Here is a 25,287-nt window from a genome sequence, read left to right as displayed (position 1 = left end):
AATTGCCATTTTACTCTCCGGCGATCTCCTCCCCCAAAAAAGAGAGGACTCCCCTCCCCGGCTATCATGCGAACCGGTTCAGCGAGTCCTTCAATTCGTTCGAGAGCTTCTGCAGCCGCTCCGACAAGGCGACCAAATCGGCGCTGATGCCCAACTGCTCGGCGCTCTGGGACGCGACTTCCTCGGAAGAGGCCAGCGACTGCTCCGAGATCGCGCTCACATTCATCATCGCCTCGACAAGCGAATATTGAATCTGTTCCAGCACCTCGGACGAGGTGTTCACGCGGTGAAGCTGGTTCCGGAACGCTTCCATGCTGCCGCTGGTCTGACGAAACAACTCATCCGCCTCGTACACCGCGTGCAGCTGCTCGCGGAACACCGGCTGCGCGGCCGCGAGCATCGCCGCCGTCTCGGCGACGCCGCGCTCGATCGTACCGGTCAAGCCGCGAATCTCCTCGATCGACAGCCGCGAGCGGTCCGCCAGCTGACGTACCTCGTCCGCCACGACCATGAAACCCTTGCCCGCCGAACCGGCGCGCGAAGCTTCGATCGCGGCGTTCAGCGAGAGAATATTGGTCTTCTTCATAATATCGTTCAACAGCCCGAGCACCTTGCCGATCGAAGCGGCGGCCGCGTTCAGCGATTGCGCCTTCTCCGTGACCGCATGGATCACTTCCTCGGAATGGGCCGTCTTCTCGCGCAACTTGCGCATCGATGCCGTGCCCCGTTCGCTGGCCGTAACGACGTCGTCCGCCGCCGCGGACATCTGCCCGCTCGCCGCCATCATATGGTCTGTCTGGCGCATCGCTTCGTCCGTCAGTTCCTTGCCGCGCTCCGCGCCAAGCGCCAGCTCTTCCCCGCCTTTGGCGATGTCCGCGGTTGCCGCCGCCACGTCCTTGGCAGCCAGCTCGGTCGCCGACGATGCCGCCGCGAGCGAATGCGCCGTCGTCAGCACTTCCTGCGCCGACGCGCGCGTCTGCTCGACCAGCGCGCCGATATTCCCCATCATCTGGTCGAAGCTCGCGCCGAGCTGTCCGATCTCGTCCGCGGCCTTGGCATGCGTGCGCACGCTTAGGTCTCCCTCCGCGCCTTGGCGCATCAAGTCCCGCATCCGCACAAGCGGTCGCCCGATGTATCTCGCCGTGAAGTACGCGATGATGATCGAAGCCGCGCATGCGGATACCAGCACGATCGCAATGGCGCCGAACATGTCTTCCGTCTCTTTATACAGGTCCGCGAACGGAATGTAGCCGACGATCCGCCAGTTGTTGATGGCCGACTGGGCGAAGACAATCTGCTGCTCGCCTGCGTCATCCGCATAGCTGCCCTCCGTCTTGTCCTTCAGCGCAGCCGGCATCGCCAGCTGGGACGGCCCGCCGCTTGCGCCGACTTTCTTGTCGTACACGACTTGGTTATCCGGACTAATCACCTGCACGGTGCCGCCGCCCATCTCGACGCCGCCGATCTGCTCGCCCATGGCGGAGAGATCGACATCGATCAGAATGACGCAATAGCCGCCCGTTTGCCCTGCGCCGCGGATGACGCGCCCGACCGAGAACGTCGGGTTCGTATTCCGGTTGTCCGGCAGGTTGGCGCCCAGCCACACCGACTTGCCGTCTCCCTTAAGAATGGCTTGGAACCAGGCGTCCTCGCCGTAGCTCCGGTTTTTCAGCAGCCCCGATTTGGTCGGGAACAGCGTGCCATCCATCTGAAGCAGCTCGATGGACGTTATGCTTTGATCCGCATACATGTAGTCCTGCAGCAGCAGATCGATGTCGCTTGCAAGCGCTGCGTATTCCGGCGAATCGGCGGCGAAGTCCGCAAGCCCGGTCACCGAATCGGCGAGCTTCTCGTCGACCATCATTTTGAGCAGGAGCCCGTCATACGTTTTGTACAGAAAATCAAGCTTCTGGGAAGTCTGCTGCGCGGTCTGGCCATAGGCGGCGACCACTTTCTTCTCCAACGCCCGTTTGGCGATCCCGTATGAAATCATGCCGGACACCGCGACGAACGCGACGATGGACGCCACCATAATGAGCGCGATTTTGAACCCGATGGACTGAAATACCCGTCTCCATACCGGCTGACGATGGACATGCTTCTCTCTGACTACGCTGCGCATGGCAGGACCTCCCTTGAAGAAGTAGTGACAGTTCGTACCGATCCCTACCTCCACTATACCGGGCGCCCCGAAGGCCAACCATCGAATATCTTCCTCTTAATCTAGAATTATTTATGCAATGTGATTGGCCGATTCCGACACCGAATCTTCACAATTGCGAGGTCGTCTCCCGATTGACGACAGATCGTCCAATTTTATATAGTTCTATTATAGAACTATTTCACTATCGAATATTACGAGAATGAAACCGATTTAGAAGAAAGAGAGGAGGTATCCATCTGTTGGAACCGCAAATGTTGAAAGACCTGATCGTCCGCTATCAAGACGTGTTCTTCTCCGTCAACCGCAAGCTCGACGCGGTGTTGAAGGATCACATGCCGGACGGCCTGACGATCGAGCAATACGCGACGCTGCGCTATCTCCGGGATAATGGCCCGTGCACGTCGTCGGAGCTCTCCGAAATTTTTTGCGTCGGCAAAAGCTCCATCACCGCGATCGTCAATCGCCTCTTCGATAAGGAGCTGATCGAGCGCGTGCCGCATAAGAAAGACCGGCGCGTGACCAATTTGAGCCTTACCGAGGAAGGCATCCGGGTGACGACCGATATGGAAGAGCGGATTCAGCTCGCGCTCGCGCCATACTTGAACCAATTCGAAGCCGAGGAAGCGCTGGCGTTCATCGGCACGTTCGAGAAGCTGGCTCGCGTGCTGAACGGCTAGATCACGAAGCAGATCAAGAAGCGACGCTGCATCGGAATTTGCGTTCAGGCTTGAAGTCCGGTGGTCATTTAGCCTTACCTAAACGCCGCTCCTCCCTCTTCGCCTGCACACCGCCCTCCCGGTGCTGCCTTGTCGACTTTTTGAACACGCAATTATAGATGATAGGAGAGAGATTCACGGATGAGAACGATATTGAAACTCCGTTGGGTCATGATCGTCCTTTGGATCGCCGTCGCCGCCGGGCTGATGGCGACCGCTCCCAATATGGCGGAGCTCGTACGCGAGAAAGGTCAGGTCAACGTCCCGGACGGCTACTCGTCGTCCAACGCCGGCAAGCTCATCGAAGCGATGGAAGAGCAAAGCGGCCAGAGCAGCGGTGCTTCCACCGTGCTCGTGTTCCATAACGATAAGGGATTAACGGACGCCGATAACGCCGAGATCAAGGCGACTGTGGAGCGCCTCGATAAGGAGAAGGCGCAATACGGCATCGGCGGCGTCACCTCCCACATCGACACCCCCGAGCTAGCCGACCAAATGGTCGCCAAAGACGGCAAAACGGTGCTTGTGCTGCTGAACGTACAGTTGGATGGCCGCACGCCGGTCGAAGCCGGCGAGGCGATCTACGATGCGGTCAAGGACGTCAAGGTGGAGCATTATTACACCGGCAACTGGCTCATCTCCGAGGATGTCGTCCAAAGCTCGCAGGAAGGGCTGAAGAAGACGGAGCTGATCACGGCGGTGTTCATCATCGCGATTCTGTTCCTCGTCTTCCGTTCCGTCGTCGCGCCGTTCATCCCGCTGCTGACGGTCGGCTTCAGCTACCTCGTCTCGCAGTCGGTCGTCTCGTTCCTCGTGAAGTACGCAGATTTCCCGCTGTCCAACTTCACGCAGATTTTCATGGTCGCCGTGCTCTTCGGCATCGGCACCGACTACTGCATTCTGCTGATCAGCCGCTATAAGGAGGAACTCGCGCACACGAACGACCGGACCGAAGCGATCGTTACGACCTATCGCACAGCCGGACGCACGGTCATCTTCTCCGGGCTTGCGGTGCTCGTCGGCTTCGCGTCCATCGGCTTCTCGACGTTCGTCCTGTACCGCTCGGCTGTCGCCGTCGCGGTCGGCGTCGCCGTTATGCTGATCGCGCTCGTCACGATCGTGCCGTTCTTCATGGCGGTGCTCGGCAACGCGATCTTCTGGCCGTCCAAGGCGGCGGCAGGCCACAAGCCGAGCCGCTTATGGGGCGCGGTCGGACGGTTCTCGCTGAAGCGTCCGCTCTGGTCGCTGGCCATTCTGGCCGTGCTGACGATTCCGTTCCTTATCGCTTACCAAGGATCGACGTCCTTTAACTCGCTCGACGAGATCGGCGAGAAGTACGACTCCGTCAAAGGCTTCAACGTCATTGCGGACAGCTTCGGCCCCGGGGATTCCCTGCCGTCGACCGTCGTCGTGAAGACAGATCGGCCGCTCGACACCTCGGAGGGCTTGGCGGCGATCGAACAGATCAGCCGGGAGCTCGCGAAGGTCGACGGCGTGAAGACGGTCCGCAGCGCGACCCGTCCAACCGGCGAAGCGCTGAACGAGATGCAAGTCACCGATCAGGTCACGCAGCTGGGTGACGGCATTGGCAAAAGCGAAGAAGGCATTGGCCAGATTACGGATGGCCTCGCCGAAGCGAGCAGCTCGCTTGCGGCGAATGCGCCGAAGCTGAACGAGGCTGTAGATGGCGTCGGCGATCTGATCGCCGGCACGAACGCGCTCAAGCAAGGCGTCGAGCAGCTGGGCGGCGGCCTGAAGCAGCTCCAGCAAGGACTTGACAGCGGCGCTGCCGGCGCCGCCGAGCTAAAGGCCGGCCTCGCGCAAGCCAAGTCGAGCGCGGCCCAGCTGACCAAGGCTAGCGAGCAGCTGCTCGCCAATTATAAGAAGATGGGCGCCGGTCTTGGCCAAGTGTCGGATGCGTACGGCGCGCTCGCCAAGCAGCAGGCGTCGATCGCGGCCGGGCTCGCCGGCCTGAACCAAAGCTTATCGGGCCTTGCTGCCAAGTACCCGGACCTTGCCGCAGATCCCGACTTCCTGCGCGCTCAAGGCTCCGTGACGGCGCTAGCGGACGGCGCCGAGAAGCTGAGCGGCGGCATGACGCAGTTGAACGGCCAGCTCGCCACCATCGTGAGCGGCTTGAATCAAGCCAACGCCGGTTTCTCGCAAGCCTATGCCGGCCAATCCCAGCTGACGCAGGGACTCGGCAAGCTGGCCGCAGGCATTGGGCAGCTGCAAGCCGGCGTCGCCAAGGCGGCGGACGGCCAAGGACAGATCGTCGCGAAGCTGCCATCCCTAACCGGCGGATTCGACCAGCTTGCGGCGGGTCAGAAGGAGCTTCAGGACGGCTTCGCCCAAATTAGCGGCCAGCTGGGCCAATTGACCGACGGGTTGAACCAAAGCGTCAATGGCTTGTCGCAAGTGTCCGACGGACTCGGCTCCGCGGGCGACTACTTGAGCGGTCTTGCTTCCGCGCCGGATAAGCAGCTTGCCGGCTGGTACATCCCGCAGGAAGCGATCGACGGCGAAGAATTCCAAGCCGCGCTCGACGTCTACCTCTCGCAGGACCGTCAGACAGTCAAGTTCGACGTCGTATTCGACGGCAATCCGTACGAGATCAAGACGCTCGAGAAAGTATCGGATCTGGAAGCGGCCGTCACCCGCGCGTTGAAAGGCTCGGCGTTCCAAGGTGCCGAATACGCCGTCGGCGGCGTGTCGAGCATTAACAACGACCTGCGCAATATTTCCGCCGCGGACTACTCGCGCACTGTCGTGCTCATGCTGATCGGCATCGGCATTATTCTGATCGTACTGTTCCGCTCGATCGTCATGCCGATCTACCTGATTCTGTCGCTGCTGATCACGTTCTACACGTCGATGGCGATCGCGGAAGTCATTTTCGTCCGCATCATGGGCTTGTCGGGTATCAGCTGGGCGGTGCCGTTCTTCGGCTTCGTCATGCTGATGGCGCTTGGCATCGACTACAGCATCTTCCTGATGGACCGGTTCAAGGAGTACCGCCATCTGTCGCCGAAGGAAGCCATTCTCCGCTCGATGGAGAACATGGGCACGGTCATTATGTCGGCCGCGCTCATCCTGGGCGGCACGTTCGCAGCCATGCTGCCGTCCGGCGTCATGTCGCTGCTCCAAATCGCGACGATCGTCCTTTGCGGCCTGTTCATGTACGCGCTCGTCATGCTGCCGCTGTTCATCCCGGTCATGGTCCGGGTGTTCGGCGAGGCCAATTGGTGGCCGTTCATGAACCGCAAGGCCGACGAAGACGATTATGTCGGCCAGCCAACGGTCGCCATCTCCGGGAAGAGCGACCATCATCACGGGTAATGAAACGGCATGATTCTCACGCCGCTGCGCCAAAAAAAGCACCGCCGGCTCTCGTCTTCGAGAGCCGCGCGGTGCTTTCTGCGTTATACAACCTGCTTATACGAACCGGCCTACGACGTCCGATTCAGCCTTGCGTGCTCATACCGTTTGAAGCGGATGTCGCAGATGGTGCCTTGACCGGGCTTACTCCTGTAGCGGATCGTACCGGACATGAGCTGGATCAGCTGCACGACGACGAGCATGCCGAGCCCCGTTCCCGCTTCCTTCGTCGTGAAGAACGGCTTGCCGATCTGCCTCAGCTGCTCCTCGCTCATGCCAACCCCGGTATCGGACACTTGAATGCACAGCTTGCCGCCTTCCGTCCACGTCATGACCGTCATCGTCCCGCCGCTTGGCATCGATTCGATCGCGTTCTTGAGAATGTTCAACATGCACTGTTGGAACTTCTTCGGCTCCCCCAGCATGAGGAGCGGACCGTCCTTCAGATGCTGGATGCGAATCTCCACGTCCGCCATCGTCGACATCGGCGTGACCCATGGCATCAAGCCGTCCAGCTCGGCCCGGACATCGAACGGCTGCTCCGACTCGCGAGTCGGCTTGGCGTAATTCAAATAATCCGAAATAATCGCATTCGCGTGATTGATGCCCTCGGTGGCATATTCGCGATACCGCTCGCGAGTCTCCTCGTTAATGCCCTCCTTGCCCATCAGCTGCAGGAAGCCCTTCGCCGTGGTGAGCGGATTGCGAATCTCGTGCGAGATCGAGGCGGCCATCTGGCCGATCACCTGGTATTTCTCCGCGTCGATCAGCTCCATATGCAGATGCTCCTGATGCTTCACCCGATGGTACACGGCGCTGACGATCAGTGCGGATACAAGCGTGCCCGCAAGCGTCCAGAAGAGGGCAACGCCATTGGGCGGACCGCTCCCCGTCCCATAGGCAACGGCCAGATAGATCGCGGCGTGCGCAGCCACAAGCAACATATACCGCTTCAAATATCGCGCGTATGGGATACATCCCGAATCCGAACCGCGCCGATTCAGGTAGATCCCGAGCAGCACCATCACGGATGTGCCGGCGATCGTCGGGAGCCAGCCGTTACCGACGACGAGCGTGCCGCACAGCGCGAAGGCCGCCCACGCGGCTAACGCCGGCACGAATCCTTCGAATATAATCGCAAGCGCGATCGAAATCGGTGTCAATTGCACGGCATATACGAGCGGATCGACCGTCTCGGTCGCGAAATACAAGCATGACAGCAGCGTCAAAATCGCCACATACGTAAGCCTTCGCCGCGGAACGCCATACAGCTTCAACGTCATGACCAGCGACAGGAGGCACGCGCCAAAAATATAAAGCAGCCCGTGAAATTCGCGGGCCAATAAGGTTATCCAAAACTGTTCGCCCATGCCACGAATGCTCCCTCGACTGGTCCTCGCTTTTCTTTCTTCCATTATACAGGGAAAAACGATGGAATTCCTGTTTTTTTGCGATCTTTTTACATTTTACTTACGAAATCATCTCATATTGTCGAAAGAAATAGTAGGACGTAATTGCGAGAGCCAATTCCCTAGCGCGCTTGCCGTCAGCGAGATTTGCTCGGCTTCCGATATGGCAGGCGGATAATCAGCCCACTCCTCCGCATAAGAGGCGAATTGCTGGTGATTGCCTCCCCGAATATTCACGTATTCGGTCGATCCCGGAAGCTGCTCGCGCTCACGGTCCGAAATGTTCAGCGTGACGATTCCGTCCTTCGTCGCCGCGACCTGCAGCACGGGAAGTCCGCGGATATCCTTCCCCGCTTCACGGTCGACGAAGGAGGCGATCAGGAACAAGCCCTGAATGTCGTCGCGATGCCGAGCAGCATATTGCGCCGCTACCGCGCCGCCTAACGAATGACCGCCGATGACGAAGCGTTCACCTGGATGTTCGTTCATAATTCGCGAGGCTCGACCTGGCGCAAGCGGCGAGAAGTTAAGAGGCATTTTGACGAGATAGACGGGATAACCGCGTTCGGCCAGCATCCGCGCCCAAGGCGAATATCCTGCCGCATCCGCTAGCAGTCCGGGGTAGACAATGACACCCGGGGATTTTCGCGCGCCATGCGCGGGCTCAAGCAGCCACCAATCGGACGACGAGGAGACGCGCACCTGGCTGTCGCTCATCAGCGCCACGATCGCTTTGTCGCTCGGTTCGAAGACGGCGATCCGATAAGCCGTTACCAACGCAATCGTCAGCAGACAGACGAGGAACAGCGAGCGGCGAAGCCTTCTCTCGAAGCGGCTGGAGCGGACCATGCCCATGCCGTTCGCCTCCTTCCAATAGCATTGCAGCGTTTTCGAAGTATTCGCTCCGAACCGGGACGTTATTCCGGCAATCGGGCAGCGCCATTCATTCCCTCTCGGGCGCAAGGGCCGCGACAGGCCAAGGATCCTTCGGGCTTACGGCCGCTCGAGGCGCGTTTTCCAGCTATTGAGGGATGATAGAGGATAGGCGAGACTGATATGCTTACGAGGAATTCGCGGGCCACCTGCGATCCGAACCACGACAAATGACATCACAATGACGACAGGGGGATATCCATTATGAAGAAAAAAGCCGCAGCCATTCTTACAGCATCCATCCTTATCTCCACTACCGGCATGGTGACCGAAACCTTTGCCGCGACGACGGATCCGGCGGGAACACAGGCAGCCGTAACGAGCACGGCAACGACGACTACGACAAGCCCAACTTCGACGACAGGTACGACTGCCACAACAGGTACCGCGACGCCGTTGACAGGCACGACTGCAACGACAGGCACGACTGCAACGACAGGTACGACAACGTCAGGCACGACTACGACAGGCACCACGACGACTGGTTCGACGACGGGCACCGCGGCCACGACTGGTAGTACGACTACGGGCACGACGGGCACAACGACGACAGCTGGCACTACTTCGACTTCGACTTCGGGGACGGCAACGACAGGCACGACGTCGGCAACGACAAGCACGACGTCGACGGCATCCACGCTGCTCAAAGTCGGCTCGACCGGCGATGCGGTCGTGAAGCTGCAGACGAACCTGAAGCAGCTGGGCTATTTCACATACCCGACGATTACGAATTACTTCGGCACGGTCACGCGCGACGCCGTCATCGCGTTCCAACTCGATTACGGTCTGTCGGCAGACGGCATGGCCGGCACGATGACCCAAACGGCTATTGAGCACGCGGTGCTCAAGCAAGCGCTGCTGGCGGACAGCAAGTCGTACATCGGCGTCCCATATCTGTGGGGCGGCGCGACGACGGCCGGCTTCGATTGCTCGGGCTTCGTCTACTTCATGTTCAACAAATTCGGCGTGACAATGCCGCGCTATTCGTCCAGCAGCCTGTACACGCAAGGGACGTCCGTATCCAAAACAGCGATGCGTCCGGGCGACCTTGTCTACTTCAGCATCGCCGGCAATGGCACCGTCGACCACGTCGGCTTCTACCTGGGCAACGGCGAGTTCATCTCGGCGCTCAGTTCCAAGGGCATCTACATTCAGAAGCTGGAGAACAACTCGTACTGGACGCCGCGTTTCCTTGGCGCGCGCCGCTTGTACTAGTTCGCCGCACGGCGCTGCTCGCATGTTTGCTTCCCAACTCCGCATTTGGCGACTCGACGCCGGTGCGGAGTTTTTTCATTGGACGCAGTCTGCCCATTGTACACCTAGCTTGCGCCAAACGCCTTCAACGTATGTATTCCGCGCTTCGTGCCTACCGTCGCCCTCCATCTACCCGCATACCCCGCCCTGGTCCAAACCGGCTGCATACCTGACATCAACCATGTCCCGCCCCAATCGACATATCAGCCCCCCTCCGCCCATAAGATGAAGGAAGAGGATAATTCGGGCTTTACGCCTGCCGAAGGGGGAACCGCATCGTGCATCAGGACGAAATCAAGGCGCTCGAGCGAGCCATTGACGAGATAACGGAAGTTGCCAAAGGGTTCAATCTCGACTTTTACCCCATGCGCTACGAGATTTGCCCGGCGGATATTATCTACACGTTCGGCGCTTATGGCATGCCGACCCGTTTCAGTCACTGGTCGTTCGGCAAGACTTTCAACAAAATGAAGATGCAGTACGATTTCGGCCTCAGCAAAATCTACGAGCTCGTCATCAACTCCAACCCATGCTACGCCTTCCTGTTGGACGGCAACTCCCTCATCCAGAACAAACTGATCGTCGCGCATGTGCTTGCCCACTGCGACTTCTTCAAGAACAACGCCCGCTTCAGCGCAACCAACCGCAACATGGTCGAGAGCATGTCCGCCACGGCCGAGCGAGTCAGCCGTTATGAAATGCAGTACGGCACCGATCGAGTGGAGTCGTTCATCGATGCCGTCTTGGCCATCCAGGAGCATGTGGATCCGACGCTGAGATTGCCTTACCAGCTGGACAAAACGCGCTATATCGAGCTTCTGACCAAAGAGCAGGGCCGCTCGTCCAGCCAGCCGGCGACCTATGGCTACGAGGATCTATGGGAGCTGGACGCTCAGGAGAAGCAGGAAGCGCAGCAGCGCGAGGCCAGCGAGCCGAAACGTTTCCCGCCGAAGCCAGAGAAAGACCTCGTCTGGTTCATCGAGGAATATTCATCCGTGCTGGAAGACTGGCAGCGGGACATCATGTCGATGCTGCGCGACGAGATGCTCTACTTCTGGCCGCAAATCGAGACCAAAATCATGAACGAAGGCTGGGCCTCCTACTGGCATCAGCGCATTATCCGCGAGCTCGACCTGACCAGCGCCGAGACGATCGAATTCAGCGCGCTGAATGCGTCGGTCGTGCAGCCATCCCGACATAGCTTGAATCCGTACTATTTGGGGCTCAAAATTTTCGAGGACATCGAGCGGCGCTGGGATAACCCGACGCAAGAGGAGCGCGAGCGGTTCGGCCGGAAGCCGGGCAAAGGCCGGGAGAAAATTTTCGAGGTGCGCGAGCTGGACGGGGACATCTCGTTCCTGCGCAACTACCTCACCAAGGAGCTCGTCGACGACCTGGATCTCTACGTATTCGAGAAGAAGGGTTCCGAGTGGAAAATCACCGACAAGAGCTGGGAGAACATCCGCGAGCAGCTCGTCATCTCCAAGGTGAACGGCGGTTTCCCGAACCTCGTCGTCACCGACGGCGACCACAACCGGGTCGGCGAGATGTATCTGACCCACCAGTACGAGGGCGTCGAGCTCGATCTCAAGTACGTCGAGCGCACCCTTCCGTACGTCGTCCAGCTGTGGGGCAAATCGGTCCATCTGGAGACGGTCGTCGAGGATAAACGGATCGTGTTCAGCTGCGACGGGAAGAAGACGAGCCGGAAGTTTATTTAAAATGCGCAAACGCCCGCTGGCCGTGATGGCTGGCGGGCTTGTTTATATACGCGCAAATACACAAAAACCGATTCGCTTTGGAATCGGCTGAAAATCAAAATTGCTCAATCATTCGTTTCATTAATTCAATCAACTAAAGCTCACCACGCTTCACCATCTCAATCAAATCATCCGTCGAATGCAGCTTGCCTTGCTTAATGTCATTCTCGGAAGCTTTAATCATATGGCGAATTTCCGGGTCAGCATCAAGCTCGTCTACCGGAGTATAGACTTCATATTCTAAGCCAGCAATACGAATAAATTCTTTATGATCTTTCTCGTATGAATCAATGACGGAGCCATCAGGAGCTTTTAGACTAAAATTCATCCTCACAACCTCCTTTGATGAAATCGTTATGCCATCAAACATGACGCCTATAGCTGGATTATAGCATATATTCGTCCTTCGCTTCATCAGTGAATAAGTGCTGCGTTATTACATTTGCGGTACTGGATTTAGCGCAGCAACGCCTTCACGTTTGGTCTCCAGATGCTTCAGCCAAAGCTCCACCAATTTGTCTACCATTAATCAGTTCGATCTTTAATCCCCTCGCATAGATACGTGCATTTGTCGTAAAATCGCTTGTCGTCACCACATAACCTCCAACAGCTCCTTGCTTCATCATCTGGGAGTGGATGATCGCGATCGGAGCATATCCAACAAGATTTATATCGTTATAGCATTTCACTTGCCCGATATATAATCCTTTTTCTGTCCGCTCTTCAATATCGACGCCAAAATCTCCTGAACTCTTTGTAACGTAAGTGCTGCCGCCTCGAATGGTTGTCATGATATCAGCTACAAAATGCTCAAACAACAGCGGATCTTCGTCTTTCTCCTGCTCCAAATCCCGCTTGAAACGATTATATAAACCAATACGAAGGGTCTCCTTCATATCTTGATGAGAGGAAAACGCATCAAGCGCATTCGAACGGTATTTCTCTAACAGGCGTTTTTGTTTGTAGTGCAGGTAAAGCAAGTAACAAATAGCGACTATGGCTAAGCTGAGCAGCACCTTCACCTTGCATCACTCCTTTTATATCCAGCCTTACCAACCTTCACGCATTTCAATCCGTCCGCTATCGTGCCTACCCGCTTCAGCAAGCTAGGATTTCCCAGAAGTTGCTGAACTCTGACAGCGCCTTTAACTCTGATATTCCAATTAATGCTTTATGGAAGCTCAAAGCAGCAACTTGATATAGATACACTTGATTTTCAGAAGTATCTTGGTTAAATAGGAACTCCTTTCCTTCTTGCTCGAAAGAAAATACTCCAGTTAGATCTTCGATTCAACCTAATAATCCCTCCAAAGGTTGAAAGAACTCTAAACTCCTGCAAGTATAAAAACACAAAAACGCCCGCCCTATTCCCTCTTCGGGAACAGGTCAGGCGTTCGTCTCGTCTTCTCCCATCTGCGCCGTCAAATCCGCAATCGTCATGCGCGCAAGCTCCTGCTCCATCGCCGTCTGCGCTTGCTTGAACGAAATCTCCAGCGCGCCTTGAATGTTGCGGCCGACTTGGCAGGCGGGATTGGGATTATCGTGAATCGCGAACAGATCGTCCCGGTTCTCCTGCTGCACCGCCGCATAGACGTCGAGCAGCGTGATCGCCGACGCCTTCCGGGTGAGCGAAGCGCCCGCCACGCCAGGACTTGTCGCGATCAGCCCCGCTCGGTTCAGCTGGCCCATAATGCGGCGGATGACGACAGGGTTCGTATTCACGCTCCCCGCGATCATCTCGGAACTCATCCGCTGGTCCGGAGCATAATCGAGAAGCGTCAGAATGTGCACGGCCACGGCGAATCGGCTGTTAATCGACATGCTGCCCCTCCCCCTTCTGCCTAGCTGCCAAATTCGATGTGCCATCATTATAGTTAGCCAGCCTTGGGCAAGTCAATAGCCGCGCGAACCGGCGTTGGCTCCTAGTGACCCCCGGGGGTTGTTCCTCGTTAAGCACGGAGCATATCCAGCGGCCAAATGCACATCTGACTCGCGGCTCGCCAACGTGCAAACGCCTGCCCCCGAACAGCACGAAGAGGCCGATTCTCTCCATTAGAATCGGCCGATTCTCTCTCCGTGCCGCCTAAGAACCTTTAGGCAGTCCCGGCATCCATCCGCATATTCCCCTTCTAAACTCTCTTGCAGCCTGCCCGAACTTAGCCGCCGCTATCGTCTCTCGGCGTCGGATCCGCGTGCCGGCTCTATCGCCGCCCGCAAGGGCAGCGCGCCCGGTCTATCGCTATTCCGCCTGCTGCACGTCAACCTTCACGTCGAGCCGGGATTGCCCCGCGCCGCGGTAGACGCCCTTCACCGGGACGATGTCTCTATAGTCTCTGCCGTGTCCCAGCTTGACGTATCGCTCGCCGATCAGCTCGTCGTTCGTCGGATCGAAGCCGCACCATCCGAGCCCGGGCACGTAGGCTTCCACCCAGGCATGGGACGCTTGCTCGAACTCGGCGCTTCCGCCCTGCAGATCGCCGACGAAATGATAGCCGCTCACGTAACGGGCCGGAATCCCTTTCGCCCTGCTCACGGCAATCATCAAGTGCGCGAAATCCTGACAGACGCCTCTTCGGCTGACGATCATGTCACTGACGATGGTGTTTACGTCGGTCGCGCCCGGATCATAGACGAAATCGCCTTTAATCCGCCGCGACGTCCGTTTCAGCCAATCGAACACGTCCTCCTCCTCCGCCGGCCGATCTATCCCCTCCTCGGCCGCTGCTTGATCCGCGAAACTTCTCACTTCCTCCGTAATGCCCGTATACGTCGTCGGGAGCAAAAATTCGGCGTAACCGTCCTGCACATCGGCTTCCGCGAGCGCGGCCCACGATTCGCCTGCCGTCAGCCGCATCCCGCCCGCGCGCGGCCACGCCGCCTTCGTGACGACCGTCATCTGCGTGCGAATCGTAAGCTTGCCATGCGGCTCGCTAACGGAGAAGGCGTGCACCCGGTTGCCGAAGAAATCGTCATAGCTGAGCAGCGGCGCCTTCGGCTCCACCGTTAGCGTATGGCGATAGCATGACTGATGCTCGTTCGTGAACGGTGTCAGCCGAAGCTCATTGACACTGTCCGCGGCCGGCGAGGAATACGTGTATTGCGTCGTATGCGTAATATGCAGCTTCATGCGCTCGCCTCTCCTGCCCGAAAAAAGGTTTGCGCGAACATTGCCCCGAGCTGGTTCACCGACTGCAGCATATCAATGACGACGACCGCCTCCCCGCGCGGCGACAGCTCCTCCCGCTCCAGGCAGTTCAAGTCGGCCGTCAGCTTCGCGATTTGCCGGAGCACACGGTCGTGCCGCACCCGCATGGTTTTGTCGCTCAGCTCGATACCGCGCAGATGCTCATCTAACGCATGAAGCGAGAAGTGCACCGATCGCGGGAAGACCGGGCTGAGCACGAGAAATTCGACGATCGATTCCAACGAGAAGCCGTCGGCATAGTACCGGCGGAACGGCTGATACGCGCTGACCGAGCGGAGCACCGCCTGCAAATACGGATACACCGGGTCGTAGCCATCCATCGCGCCTGTGCCATCCGGTGCGGCAAGCCCAGCCGAGCGGATAATGCGCAGCGTGTTCTCTGTACGCTCCAAATACCGGCCGCACGCAATGAAATACCATTCATTCTCGCGCGGCATAACCGAATGCAGCGTCCCCTGGAAGAGCGCGGTCCACTCCTTCACACGGCCGAAAAAAACGTGCGGCGACTCGCGCATGAGATCGGACGGCTGCTTCTCGCGCAGCCACAGATAGAAGGCGTTCGTAATGTCCCATACCTCGGCAGGCAGCTTCTCGCGCAGCGTGCGCACATTGCCCCGGGCGTAGTTCACGCAGGAGACGAGCGAGTTCGGATTGTCGCGGTCCAAGGTGACGTAATACAGCACATCCGATTCCTTATAACCGCCGTACTGCTGCTCGTAAGCCGCCCGGCTGCCCAGCGCGTCGACGATGCGCGCCCACTTGCCGAGCATGCTTCCTTCGGCTGCGCCATCCTGCTGCTCCTGCACAGACGCCAGCGGCTCCTCCGCTTGAAGATGATAATGAACATCGATAAGCCGCGCGTGATTCTCCGCCCGTTCCATGTAGCGGCCGATCCAGAACAACGCTTCCGCATTCCGGCTAATCATCGGTCATCCCTCCAACCTCGTAATCGTTACCGGTTCAGCACCCATGTATCTTTTACGCCGCCGCCCTGCGAAGAGTTGACGACGAGCGAACCTTCCTGCAGCGCCACGCGGGTAAGTCCTCCGGGCACGACGTGAATGTCGCCGCCCGCGCCCATCAGCACGAAGGCGCGCAGGTCGATATGCCGCGGCGTCATCGCACCGCCGAGCATGACGGGCGCCCGGGATAGCTTCATCGTCTTCTGCGCGATATAGCGGCCCGGCTCTTGGCGGATCGCCTCGGCGAACGCCGCGATCTCCTTCGGCGATGCCGTCGGCCCGATGAGCATGCCATAACCGCCCGAGAGCGACGTCTCCTTCACGACCAGCTCGTTCAGATGCGACAGCGCGAATTCCCGGTCTTCCTTCCGGCTGAGAATATACGTCGGCACGTTCTGCAGAATCGGCTCCTCCCCGAGATAGAAGCGGATCATATCCGGCACGTAAGCATACACCGCCTTGTCGTCCGCGACGCCGGTACCCGGCGCGTTCGCGATCGCAATATTGCCGGCGCGGTAGGCGTTCATCAGCCCCGGGACGCCGAGCATCGAATCGGGCGCGAACGCGAGCGGGTCCAAATAATCGTCGTCCAACCGGCGATAGATGACGTCCACTCGGCGAAGACCGCGCAGGTCGCGCAGATAGATTTTGTGGTCCTTGTACACCAGGTCGCGGCCCTCCACCAGATGAATGCCCATCTGCTGCGCGAGGAAGGTATGCTCATAATAGGCGGAGTTGTAAGCGCCCGGCGTCAGCAAGACGATGAGCGGGTCCCGCTTGCCATTCGGTGCGAGCGAGCGGAGCGAGCGCAAGAACAGATTGAGGCTTTGATCGATGTCCGCAACGGAACTTTGCAGGTACAGATCATGGAACTGCTCGCTCATCATACTGCGGCCTTTGTAGAGGTAAGAGAAGCCCGAGGGCGTCCGAAGATTGTCTTCCAGCACGTAATAGTTTCCCGTCTCATCCCGGATCAAATCGATGCCCGAAGCCGTCATGTACGCATCGCCAGGCACGGATAGCCCCGTCATCTCCGGCCGAAAATAGCAGTTGCCGACGATCATCCGCCGGGGGACGACGCCTTCCTTCACGATGCGCTGGCCATGATATACATCTTGGACGAACATATTCAGCGCCTTGACCCGCTGCTTCATGCCCCGTTCGATGATCAGCCACTCCTGGCGCGGAATGACGCGCGGAATATAATCGAACGGAATCGTCCGCTCCAGCGGTTCTGTCTGCCCCGGGGCATACAACGTGAACGTGATGCCCTCCTCCAACATTCGCTGCTGCAGCGCGTGATGATGGGCGGCCAGCTCCGGCTGCCCCATACGGGCGAACGTCCGGAAGATCGCCTCGTAATGCCGCCTGACGGACAAATCCCGCGCGAACATCTCGTCGTAGAAGGAATCGGCATCATACGGCTGACACTGTGATTGTACGGCTATCGACATGCGAACCGCCTCCAAAACCACCATATGTTAGGTTAGTGTAAATTTAAACGACGCAAAACCCGAATGTTTCTAGTATTCATTACCCAAATGATATCCAAATCCAAAATGTATGTCAACTAATATAACACAAAAGAGGACCTCTTGTGAAAGGTCCCCTGTTTTTATAACGTATTTTGATGTTACCGCTTGTTCAGCGCCTTCAAATCCTCTGTCACCTGCTCGATCATCGTCACGAACGAAGCCAGTTCCTCCGAGCGCGCCGCCTGCTCGCGGGCTTGCACCGACGTTTGCTCCGAATCTTTGCGCACGAGCACGACCTTCTTCTCGATTTCGCGCAGACGCGTGGAGATCGCCTCCATCGCCTGCTGGGAAGAAGCCGCCGCCTTGCGGATCTCGCCCGCTACGATATCGAAGCCGCGTCCGTGTTCGCCGGCACGCGCCGCCTCGATTGCGGCGTTCAAACCAAGCAGGTGCGTCTGCTCCGCGACCCCTTTGATCAGCAAGCCAACCTCGCCGATGCTCTCGACGTCCTTCATCAGCTGGCCGAGCGTCTGGCCCGCCTGCTCCTGGGATTCGGCGGTCGCCACGGCGGAATCGGCGATGACCCGCGCATTGTCGTCGAGTTCAACGATCATCCCGGCCAGATCCTGTACCGCTTTCGTGATGAGCCGCAGCGATTCCGCCCGTTCGTCGGCCATCTTCTGAATACGGGCCTGCTCGTTCTGCTCATAGGCTTCAAGCACGAGCTGCGAATCATAGTTGAACATTTTGGTCAGCGCATGATAGATGCGATGCCAATTGTCCGGCACCGTTCGCTGCAGCACTTGAGCGGCGATATCCAGATAAATCGCGTACGCTCCCAAATACCAGTCCGTCGTCAGCCCGATTTTGGAGTGGACCATCCCGATCCGCACGCGGTTCTTGATAAATTCGTCGTCGATCTTCCCTTCGGTCAAGGACATCCAGTAGATGCGCATCGTTTCTTTCAACCGATCGATCGTGCTGAACTTGTTGATGATCGCATTCAGCTCCGATTCCCGGCCGATCCGGTCGTAGAAACGGTCGACGACCTCTTTGACGATCTTGGCGAACAGCTCCTTCTGGCTGCCGAGCAGCTGTACGTCGTCCTCGGTAATTCCCGTAAAATCAAGCTGGCGTCTCCGCTCCGCAGATACGTTAATCATGTTGCAGATGTCCCCCTTATGAATCGGTCCCCATGTCAGTTCCTTCCTTTATATCATCGACCAAAGGGATGTAAATATTTACACCTCCCAAAATTTCTCCAAGGTCGCATCCGGCTACCGTTTCACCGCGACAATCCGCAATCTCTCGTAATCCGCCGTCCAACGGCCATCCTCCCACAAAGCAGTTGCTTTCAACCTCCGCTGCGTCTCCGCGACGACCTCCTCCCGAACGTCTTCCGCTAAAGGGGACAAGATACCGTTCGCGAAGGTCGTAAGCCATACCCGCATCCCCTGCTCGCCGTCCGACAGCGGCGTCGGCCGTTCCATCCGGAGCGCCGTCCGCACCTCCAAGCCGCTGCGCTCCAGCAGCGACGCGTATTCGCCTACCGTCGGAAAGTACCACGGCCATGCCGGTTCCTCCGCCACGCCGACCGCTGCGAACGACGCGCCAAGCGCTTCCCGGATGCGGCGGATATTGCCTGCCGCGCCGAATTCGGCGACGAGCCGGCCGCCCGGCCGCAGCGAAGCGCTCATGCCGGCCGCAGCGCCGGCCGCATCCGTCATCCAGTGCAGCGCGGCGTTGCTGAAGATCGCATCGGCAGCCGCCTCGCTAACATAACGCTGACCGTCCGCCACGCGGAAATCCAGCTGCGGGTACTTGGCCCGGGCTTGCTCGACCATGTCCGCCGAGGCGTCGATACCGGTAACGGCCGCCCCCTTGCGCGCCAGCTCAGCCGCCAGATCGCCCGTGCCGCACCCCCAATCCAGCACCCGCTCCCCGGGCTTCACGTCCAGCCACTCCACGAGCTCCTCGCCGTAACGGGATACGAACCCCATCGATTTGTCATACCCTTGCGCATGCCAACGCTGCGTCATGCCAATCGCCTCCATCCAAAGTTTGGTAACTCCGTTATATCACGACGCTGCGCATCGTTTGAAATATATAAAGGTAATATGTTTAATAGTTTAAAACTATAAATTGCACAACACTCATCATCCCCCGGCACCCGCCCCCGCTCCTCGCATGCGCCTCCTGCATCCCCTTCGACGGGCGCAAGTTCATCGCCAACGCGCCTAAGCCGCAGTGCACGATTCGCACTGCGGCTTAGGCGGGAGTCCAAATTGTCAGCTTGCAGGTTAGCGGTTCAACAGACTGCCGACGTAACGCAGAAGTTCATTGGCGCTGACCGGCGTATACCCATGCTCCTCGACGAGACGGTTGATGACCTCGTTCATGCGCTTGAGCTGCTTCTCGTCCGGCGTCTTCGTCGACGTCGTGATTTTGACGATATCTTTCAAATCGTTGAACAGCTTCTTCTCGATCGCCTCGCGCAGCCGGTCGTGGCTCGCGTAGTCGAACTTCTTGCCTTTGCGCGAATACGAGGAGATGCGGATCAGAATTTCTTCGCGGAACGCCTTCTTCGCGTTCTCGGATACCCCGATCTGCTCCTCGATCGAACGCATGAGACGCTCATCCGGATCCATCTCCTCGCCCGTGAGCGGATCGCGGATTTTAGACCAGTTGCAATAAGCCTCGATGTTATCGAGATAGTTTTCGAACAGCGTCCTCGCCGACTCCTCGAAGGAGTAGACGAACGCCTTCTGCACTTCTTTCTTCGCCAGCGCGTCGTACTCTTTGCGTGCGATCGAAATGAAGTTTAAGTATCTTTCGCGCTCTTCTTTCGTGATGGACGGATGTTGGTCCAATCCTTCCTTAAGCGCGCGCAGCACGTCAAGCGCACTGATGAACTGCAAGTTCTGCTTGATGAGCGCGCTCGAGATCCGGTTGATGACATAGCGCGGGTCGATCCCGCTCATGCCTTCTTCCAGGTACTCGTTCTGCATCTCCTTCAAGTCCGCTTCCTTGTAGCCTTCCACCTCTTCGCCGTCGTACATGCGCATCTTCTTGATCAGGTCCATGCCCTGCTTCTTCGTCTCCTTCAGGCGCGTCAGGATCGAGAAGATGGCGGCCGAGCGCAGCGCATGCGGCGCGATATGGATATGCTTCATATCGCTCTGGCTGATCAGCTTGGCGTAAATTTTCTCTTCCTCCGACACCTTCAGGTTGTACGGCACCGGCATGACGATCATCCGCGACTGGAGCGCCTCGTTCTTCTTGTTGGCGATGAACGCTTTGTACTCCGTTTCGTTGGTATGCGCGATGATGAGCTCGTCGGCGCTAATGAGCGCGAACCGCCCCGCCTTGAAATTCCCTTCCTGCGTCAGAGAGAGCAGGTTCCACAGGAACTTCTCGTCGCACTTGAGCATCTCCTGGAACTCCATCAGACCGCGGTTGGCCTTGTTCAGCTCGCCGTCGAACCGGTAGGCGCGCGGATCGGACTCCGAGCCGAACTCCGTGATCGTCGAGAAGTCGATGCTGCCCGTCAAGTCGGCAATATCCTGCGATTTGGGGTCCGACGGGCTGAAGGTGCCAATGCCGACGCGGTTCTCTTCGGAGATAAACACCCGCTCGACAAGGACGTTCTCAATATCGCCTTCAAACTCAGTCCGGAGCCTCATTTGGCAGGATGGGCATAGATTGCCTTCAATGCGGACGCCCAGCTCCTTCTCCGCCTCCGCCCGAAGCTCGTTCGGGATGAGATGCAGCGGATCCTCGTGCATCGGGCATCCTTTGATCGCGTAGACCGCGCCGCGCTCCGTGCGGGCGAATTGCTCCAGCCCCCGCTTGAGCATCGTGACCAGCGTCGATTTGCCGCCGCTGACCGGCCCCATGAGCAGCAGAATCCGTTTGCGGACGTCGAGCCTGCGGGCGGCGGAGTGGAAGTATTCCTCCACCAGCTTCTCGAGCGCGCGGTCCAAACCGAAGATCTCCTGTTCGAAAAATTTGTACGTCTTGCGACCGTTCTCTTCCTCAACCCCGTAGGACTTGATCATTTCGTAGACACGAGCGTGCGCAGTCATGGCAGGCGTAGGGTCTTCCTTCAACAGCTCCAGGTACTCCTTGAACGATCCAGTCCACGCGAGCTTATCGCTCTCCGCCTTGTAGGCGGATATCCGTTTTAAAATCTCCATGCCTTACCTCCCTCTCGTCCCTTCCGATGCGGTCCCAAGTCAGGCATACTACCGAAGGCCGTTTTCATTCTTAGCTGATAGGCTTCAAATCAGCGATTGGGTGAAGTGTTATAATCCTATGCGCTTAAGCGGGGGAAGTTGCCCTATATTTTAATTGCCGATCTAGCAAAATCCGACCTTTTTCACACAAGCTTTACACTTGAGTCACCTGATTACCAGCAATTGTAAGCGCTTCAATTCTGACCAGTCCCCAAAAGCTGACATGTCCAGATAGCTTTAGCGGCAGCGAGGATGCGTGCTGTGCTCTCTCAGTTGGCTATAGGTTCAAAATGCGTACGGAGCATTCTCCGCAGGCCGCTTAACCGACTCCCCCGCAAGAAACGTCGGGTGAAGCCACCCATGGCCTATGACAGGCTTATGTTTTCCTTCAAATCCCACTGAAGCTTTGTCCGCGAGGATAAAAGCGTGCCACGTTCGAACCCACCCGCCGACCGCAAACAATAGTGGCTGCACGAAAAAGGGAGTCCAGAGGTAAACGTTTTCCGGATGGAAAACGACATCGGAAGCATATGCTCCAGTCCTCTGGTTCCCCTCAGGCGGAGGGGGAAGGGGGAGGGCGCAATCAAAAGCGGGGTCAAAGGGGCGAGCCCCTCCACCCTGCGACGATGAAGCGCTTGCCCCGATTATGTTATAATGGTCGGCAAGAGAGGAGCGCATGACCCCCATGGCCGTTCAGCATGAAACGGAGCTGTACCCTCCGGTCAAACGTTATTTCGAATCGAAAGGCTACGACGTGAAGAGCGAGGTCATGCACTGCGACCTCGTGGCCGTCCATCCGGCCAGCGGCGAGACCGTCATCGTCGAGATGAAGAAAACATTCAACCTCGCCCTGCTGCTGCAAGGAATCGAACGCTTGCGGCTGACCGACCGCGTCATCCTGGCCGTCGAGCGCAACCGCAAGAAGAGCGGCGCGCACAATCAGCGCTTCGGCGATCTGGCCGAATTGTGCCGCATGCTCGGGATCGGCCTCATGACCATTACATTCTTCAAAACCAAAGCGCCGGTCATCGAGATGCTCTGCGAGCCCGGCGATCCGCCCGTCCGAGGGAGAAGGCGGCTGCGCGAAAGCCGGCTGATGACCGAATTCCGCGAACGAAGCGGCGATTATAATACCGGCGGCAGCACGAAGCGCAAGTTGGTCACCGCCTATCGCGAGAAGGCGCTGCGCATCGCGTGGGCGCTGCACCTGCACGGCGATCTTCCTCCGCGCAAGGCGGCCGAGCTGACTGAGGTCGTCCGGGCGCGCGAAATTTTGAATAAAGATTATTACGGCTGGTTCGAACGCGTCGGACGCGGGGTATATCGGTTAAAGGAGAGCGGTGCGCAAGCCGTCGCCGAGCACGCCGATATACTCGACGTCTGGCTCCGCACCAAGCAAACGCTGCCAAAGGAGACGGTGGAGACATGAACGATCCCGCTGAGCACGATTACCGCATTATCGCAAGCGTAGACGAAGTTACATCCTTTCCGGCTACCATTACGATCGACCGCGATCCATTCTTTCTCGTGCAGACCGGCGCCGACGCCGATAGCTACCGGCTCGTCTCCGCCATCTGCCCGCATGCCGGCGGTTTGGTGCGGCAGCACGAGAACGAGCTGATCTGCCCGCTTCACTTCTGGGCGTTCGATCCGCTGACCGGCGAATCGACCAACGTGCCCGGCGAGCGGCTCGATTGCCAGCCTGTCGAAGTGCGCGACGGACATTTTACGATTAGAACGAACGTCTAGACGATGAACCGACGCCTCCGCCTCCATTGGGCGAAGACGGATTCGTAAGGATCAGCCTGTAGGGCCGGCCTTCACGAGTTCGCGCTTCCTCATGGGGACGGAGGTTTATTATTTGAGTCATTAAATCTACGTACGCCGATTAGCAGGTATCGCGGATTATTATCGGAAGATTGGGTGCGCCGCTACGTGCTTAACCTCCAAGGCGATCATAATTCGACTGCCATTTAAGATCTCGCCAGAAACTCACTGATCGCCTCCGCGAGAAGCCCAATCCCCGCCACCGTCCGCTCGTCATCCATACCGGTAAAATTAAGTCGCGCCGTATTCTTCTCCGGCACGCCCGCGAAGAACGGCGCGCCGGGCACGAACGCCACGCCTTTGCGCAGCGTTGCCCGAAGCAGCGCTTCCGCGTCCAAGGCTTCCGGCAGCGTAAGCCAGAGAAACATGCCGCCGCGCGGTTCTTCCCAGCGCAGCCCTTCGATTCGATGCGAGGCCAGCTCGCGCTGCATCAGATTCATTCGCCGCCCATACTCCCGCGATACGTCGCGAAGGTAATCCTCGAGCGGAAAATCGCGCAGCAATTGAACGATAATTCGCTGGTCCAAGGCGCTTGAATGCAAGTCGGACGCCTGCTTGGCTTTCGCCATCATGCGGATCACCTCCGCATCGCCCATCGCCCAGCCGGTACGCAGACCCGGCGCGACCATCTTGGAGAACGTGCCCAAGTAGACGACCGGACTTCCTTTGCAGCTTCCAGCCAGCGAGAACAAGCTCGGTTCCCGTTCCTCCTCGGCAAACCGCAGCGCGCTGTACGGATCGTCTTCCAGGATAGGGACGCCTTCGGCGGCGCACAGCCGTATGATTGCCGTTCGGCGTTCCGCGCTCCACGTTCGCCCGGTCGGGTTGCCGAACGTCGGCACCCCATATAGCAGGCGCGGGCGCTTCTCTTGGATGAGCCGCTTCGTATCATCCGGGAGCGGCCCCCTCTCGTCGCTTGCGACCGGAATGACCGTCAAGCCGTACGCGCCGAACAACTGCAGCGCAGCGAGATAGGTCGGATTCTCCACCAGCACGGCATCGCCGGGCTCGGTCAACGCACGCACGGCCAAATCCAGCGCCTGCTGCGACCCTGTCGTCAGCAGCGTTTCGTCCGGCGTCGCGCCCGTGCCTTTCGCCGCTGCTTGCCCGCACAACCATTCCCGCAGCTGCCGATCTCCTTCCGTCGGCCCATACTGCAGCGCATCCGCCGGCCGGTCCGTCAAGACGCGGGCCGCCGCCTCTCGGATCGCCAAGACCGGGAACAGCTTCGCGTCCGGCAGTCCGCCCGCGAACGACAGCAGGTCGCTTCCTTGCGCCAGCTTCAGTATGTCGCGGATCACGGAGGATTGCATCCCCGCCACCCGCCCGGAAAACCGATATTGCATCGCGCCCCGCCTCCTTCTATCATCTTTCTTCATCATACGCAGGAGTGGAGACGGATTGAACCGGGGAATGGACGCGGGGCCAATTGTGATTACCCAAATGCTGCGCCCCACTACATGGGCGCAAACCAATTGGGGTGTGCACATATGCTGTACTCCCGATCGGGAGTTCAAACCAAATGTGACTGCACAAATGCTGCTGGCCCGTTCCGGTCACGCGGGGCCAATTGTGACTGCACAAATGCTGAACTCCCGATCGGGGGTTCAAACCAAATGTGACTGCACAAATGCTGCTGGCCCGTTCCGGGCGCGCAAGCCAATTGTGACTGCACAAATGCTGAACTCCCGATCGGGAGTTCAAACCAATTGTGCATTTCACAATTCGTTCACATCTTCACGCCCCTTCCCCTCTCTTCCCGCATTTTCTTTTTCCAGGGGGTTGGGTATAATAAGGAAGGCTTCACCATGAAGCTAACATGGCCAAGCCATGTTCATTTGGGCACAATTACTGGGGGTGTGCAGGATGACGATTGGATTTCTGATCGTACTGACCGTATCGGTATTGTTCTTGACCGCCATGATGACTGCGTCATACAATGACGACAAGACCAAAGGCCTCTAATTGC

Annotated in this window: 19 protein-coding genes; 6 read left to right on the top strand and 13 right to left on the bottom strand. The window is 58.2% G+C overall.

The window, feature by feature from the left end; genetic code table 11:
• Window positions 1-64: 64 nt before the first annotated feature.
• The gene (locus ACFFSY_RS16065; protein WP_377495752.1) at window positions 65-2,122 is read right to left on the bottom strand and encodes a methyl-accepting chemotaxis protein; all 2,058 of its coding nucleotides are present in this window, start codon (window positions 2,120-2,122) and stop codon (window positions 65-67) included.
• A gap of 281 nt (window positions 2,123-2,403) precedes the next feature.
• Here ACFFSY_RS16065 and ACFFSY_RS16060 point away from each other — a divergent pair, with 281 nt between their 5' ends.
• Window positions 2,404-2,841, top strand: a complete 438-nt coding sequence (locus ACFFSY_RS16060; protein ID WP_377495749.1) for a MarR family winged helix-turn-helix transcriptional regulator — start codon at window positions 2,404-2,406, stop codon at window positions 2,839-2,841.
• A 180-nt stretch (window positions 2,842-3,021) separates the two neighbouring features.
• Window positions 3,022-6,219: an MMPL family transporter gene (locus ACFFSY_RS16055; protein WP_377495747.1), complete on the top strand. Its 3,198-nt coding sequence runs from the start codon at window positions 3,022-3,024 to the stop codon at window positions 6,217-6,219.
• A 110-nt stretch (window positions 6,220-6,329) separates the two neighbouring features.
• On the opposite strand, the gene ACFFSY_RS16050 is transcribed toward ACFFSY_RS16055, so the two are convergent.
• Window positions 6,330-7,628 (bottom strand): ATP-binding protein, encoded by a 1,299-nt coding sequence (locus ACFFSY_RS16050; RefSeq protein WP_377495745.1) that lies wholly within the window; start codon window positions 7,626-7,628, stop codon window positions 6,330-6,332.
• A 108-nt stretch (window positions 7,629-7,736) separates the two neighbouring features.
• Window positions 7,737-8,522 (bottom strand): alpha/beta fold hydrolase, encoded by a 786-nt coding sequence (locus ACFFSY_RS16045; protein WP_377495743.1) that lies wholly within the window; start codon window positions 8,520-8,522, stop codon window positions 7,737-7,739.
• Window positions 8,523-8,804: 282 nt separating this feature from the next.
• Here ACFFSY_RS16045 and ACFFSY_RS16040 point away from each other — a divergent pair, with 282 nt between their 5' ends.
• Together ACFFSY_RS16040 and ACFFSY_RS16035 are read left to right on the top strand one after the other, a co-directional pair.
• Window positions 8,805-9,815, top strand: coding sequence for a C40 family peptidase (locus ACFFSY_RS16040; protein WP_377495741.1), 1,011 nt, complete (start codon window positions 8,805-8,807; stop codon window positions 9,813-9,815).
• A 317-nt stretch (window positions 9,816-10,132) separates the two neighbouring features.
• The gene (locus ACFFSY_RS16035) at window positions 10,133-11,575 is read left to right on the top strand and encodes a SpoVR family protein (RefSeq protein WP_377495739.1); all 1,443 of its coding nucleotides are present in this window, start codon (window positions 10,133-10,135) and stop codon (window positions 11,573-11,575) included.
• 133 nt (window positions 11,576-11,708) lie between these two features.
• On the opposite strand, the gene ACFFSY_RS16030 is transcribed toward ACFFSY_RS16035, so the two are convergent.
• The 9 genes from ACFFSY_RS16030 to ACFFSY_RS15990 all read right to left on the bottom strand — a co-directional run bounded on the left by ACFFSY_RS16030 (window position 11,709) and on the right by ACFFSY_RS15990 (window position 21,452).
• Window positions 11,709-11,942, bottom strand: coding sequence for a hypothetical protein (locus ACFFSY_RS16030; RefSeq protein ID WP_377495736.1), 234 nt, complete (start codon window positions 11,940-11,942; stop codon window positions 11,709-11,711).
• 145 nt (window positions 11,943-12,087) lie between these two features.
• Window positions 12,088-12,636 (bottom strand): restriction endonuclease, encoded by a 549-nt coding sequence (locus tag ACFFSY_RS16025; RefSeq protein WP_377495734.1) that lies wholly within the window; start codon window positions 12,634-12,636, stop codon window positions 12,088-12,090.
• Between the two features lie 364 nt (window positions 12,637-13,000).
• Window positions 13,001-13,435: an Rrf2 family transcriptional regulator gene (locus ACFFSY_RS16020; RefSeq protein WP_377495732.1), complete on the bottom strand. Its 435-nt coding sequence runs from the start codon at window positions 13,433-13,435 to the stop codon at window positions 13,001-13,003.
• Between the two features lie 418 nt (window positions 13,436-13,853).
• The gene (locus ACFFSY_RS16015) at window positions 13,854-14,741 is read right to left on the bottom strand and encodes a transglutaminase family protein (RefSeq protein WP_377495730.1); all 888 of its coding nucleotides are present in this window, start codon (window positions 14,739-14,741) and stop codon (window positions 13,854-13,856) included.
• A complete protein-coding gene (locus ACFFSY_RS16010) occupies window positions 14,738-15,745 on the bottom strand; it encodes an alpha-E domain-containing protein (RefSeq protein ID WP_377495728.1) in 1,008 nt (335 codons plus the stop codon). The genes ACFFSY_RS16015 and ACFFSY_RS16010 overlap by 4 nt, the downstream gene beginning before the upstream one ends.
• Before the next feature lie 26 nt (window positions 15,746-15,771).
• On the bottom strand, window positions 15,772-17,235 hold the full coding sequence (locus ACFFSY_RS16005; protein ID WP_377495726.1) for a circularly permuted type 2 ATP-grasp protein: 1,464 nt from the start codon (window positions 17,233-17,235) through the stop codon (window positions 15,772-15,774).
• A 179-nt stretch (window positions 17,236-17,414) separates the two neighbouring features.
• Window positions 17,415-18,419, bottom strand: coding sequence for a protoglobin domain-containing protein (locus ACFFSY_RS16000; RefSeq protein WP_377495724.1), 1,005 nt, complete (start codon window positions 18,417-18,419; stop codon window positions 17,415-17,417).
• 114 nt (window positions 18,420-18,533) lie between these two features.
• A complete protein-coding gene (locus ACFFSY_RS15995) occupies window positions 18,534-19,295 on the bottom strand; it encodes a methyltransferase domain-containing protein (RefSeq protein WP_377495722.1) in 762 nt (253 codons plus the stop codon).
• Window positions 19,296-19,556: 261 nt separating this feature from the next.
• Window positions 19,557-21,452 carry an ATP-dependent protease PrkA gene (locus ACFFSY_RS15990; protein WP_377495720.1) on the bottom strand — a complete coding sequence of 632 codons (1,896 nt, stop codon included), beginning with the start codon at window positions 21,450-21,452 and terminating at the stop codon, window positions 19,557-19,559.
• A 724-nt stretch (window positions 21,453-22,176) separates the two neighbouring features.
• On the opposite strand from ACFFSY_RS15990, the gene ACFFSY_RS15985 reads away from it, so the two are divergent.
• Both ACFFSY_RS15985 and ACFFSY_RS15980 read left to right on the top strand, forming a co-directional pair.
• Window positions 22,177-22,920: a DUF2161 family putative PD-(D/E)XK-type phosphodiesterase gene (locus ACFFSY_RS15985; RefSeq protein WP_377495718.1), complete on the top strand. Its 744-nt coding sequence runs from the start codon at window positions 22,177-22,179 to the stop codon at window positions 22,918-22,920.
• Window positions 22,917-23,240, top strand: a complete 324-nt coding sequence (locus ACFFSY_RS15980) for a Rieske (2Fe-2S) protein (protein WP_377495716.1) — start codon at window positions 22,917-22,919, stop codon at window positions 23,238-23,240. The genes ACFFSY_RS15985 and ACFFSY_RS15980 overlap by 4 nt, the downstream gene beginning before the upstream one ends.
• A gap of 224 nt (window positions 23,241-23,464) precedes the next feature.
• Here the strand turns inward: ACFFSY_RS15980 and ACFFSY_RS15975 are convergent, their stop codons facing one another.
• Window positions 23,465-24,664, bottom strand: a complete 1,200-nt coding sequence (locus ACFFSY_RS15975) for an aminotransferase-like domain-containing protein (RefSeq protein ID WP_377495714.1) — start codon at window positions 24,662-24,664, stop codon at window positions 23,465-23,467.
• Window positions 24,665-25,287: the final 623 nt, after the last annotated feature.

The sequence above is a fragment of the Paenibacillus aurantiacus genome, from assembly GCF_042431225.1.
Classification (GTDB): Bacteria; Bacillota; Bacilli; order Paenibacillales; family Paenibacillaceae; genus Paenibacillus_Z; species Paenibacillus_Z aurantiacus.
Note: the sequence above shows the minus strand (reverse complement) of the source record. Positions and strands in the feature narration are given on the sequence as shown.

Bases quoted from the DNA above. Each gene is read 5' to 3' on its own strand.
- ACFFSY_RS15995 (WP_377495722.1), bottom strand. From the start codon at position 19,295: ATGACGCAGCGTTGGCATGCGCAAGGGTATGACAAATCGATGGGGTTC.
- ACFFSY_RS16015 (WP_377495730.1), bottom strand. From the start codon at position 14,741: ATGAAGCTGCATATTACGCATACGACGCAATACACGTATTCCTCGCCG.
- ACFFSY_RS16005 (WP_377495726.1), bottom strand. From the start codon at position 17,235: ATGTCGATAGCCGTACAATCACAGTGTCAGCCGTATGATGCCGATTCC.
- ACFFSY_RS16055 (WP_377495747.1), top strand. From the start codon at position 3,022: ATGAGAACGATATTGAAACTCCGTTGGGTCATGATCGTCCTTTGGATC.
- ACFFSY_RS16000 (WP_377495724.1), bottom strand. From the start codon at position 18,419: ATGATTAACGTATCTGCGGAGCGGAGACGCCAGCTTGATTTTACGGGA.
- ACFFSY_RS16030 (WP_377495736.1), bottom strand. From the start codon at position 11,942: ATGAATTTTAGTCTAAAAGCTCCTGATGGCTCCGTCATTGATTCATAC.
- ACFFSY_RS16045 (WP_377495743.1), bottom strand. From the start codon at position 8,522: ATGGGCATGGTCCGCTCCAGCCGCTTCGAGAGAAGGCTTCGCCGCTCG.
- ACFFSY_RS15990 (WP_377495720.1), bottom strand. From the start codon at position 21,452: ATGGAGATTTTAAAACGGATATCCGCCTACAAGGCGGAGAGCGATAAG.
- ACFFSY_RS16040 (WP_377495741.1), top strand. From the start codon at position 8,805: ATGAAGAAAAAAGCCGCAGCCATTCTTACAGCATCCATCCTTATCTCC.
- ACFFSY_RS15975 (WP_377495714.1), bottom strand. From the start codon at position 24,664: ATGCAATATCGGTTTTCCGGGCGGGTGGCGGGGATGCAATCCTCCGTG.
- ACFFSY_RS16050 (WP_377495745.1), bottom strand. From the start codon at position 7,628: ATGGGCGAACAGTTTTGGATAACCTTATTGGCCCGCGAATTTCACGGG.
- ACFFSY_RS16065 (WP_377495752.1), bottom strand. From the start codon at position 2,122: ATGCGCAGCGTAGTCAGAGAGAAGCATGTCCATCGTCAGCCGGTATGG.
- ACFFSY_RS15985 (WP_377495718.1), top strand. From the start codon at position 22,177: ATGGCCGTTCAGCATGAAACGGAGCTGTACCCTCCGGTCAAACGTTAT.
- ACFFSY_RS16020 (WP_377495732.1), bottom strand. From the start codon at position 13,435: ATGTCGATTAACAGCCGATTCGCCGTGGCCGTGCACATTCTGACGCTT.
- ACFFSY_RS15980 (WP_377495716.1), top strand. From the start codon at position 22,917: ATGAACGATCCCGCTGAGCACGATTACCGCATTATCGCAAGCGTAGAC.
- ACFFSY_RS16010 (WP_377495728.1), bottom strand. From the start codon at position 15,745: ATGATTAGCCGGAATGCGGAAGCGTTGTTCTGGATCGGCCGCTACATG.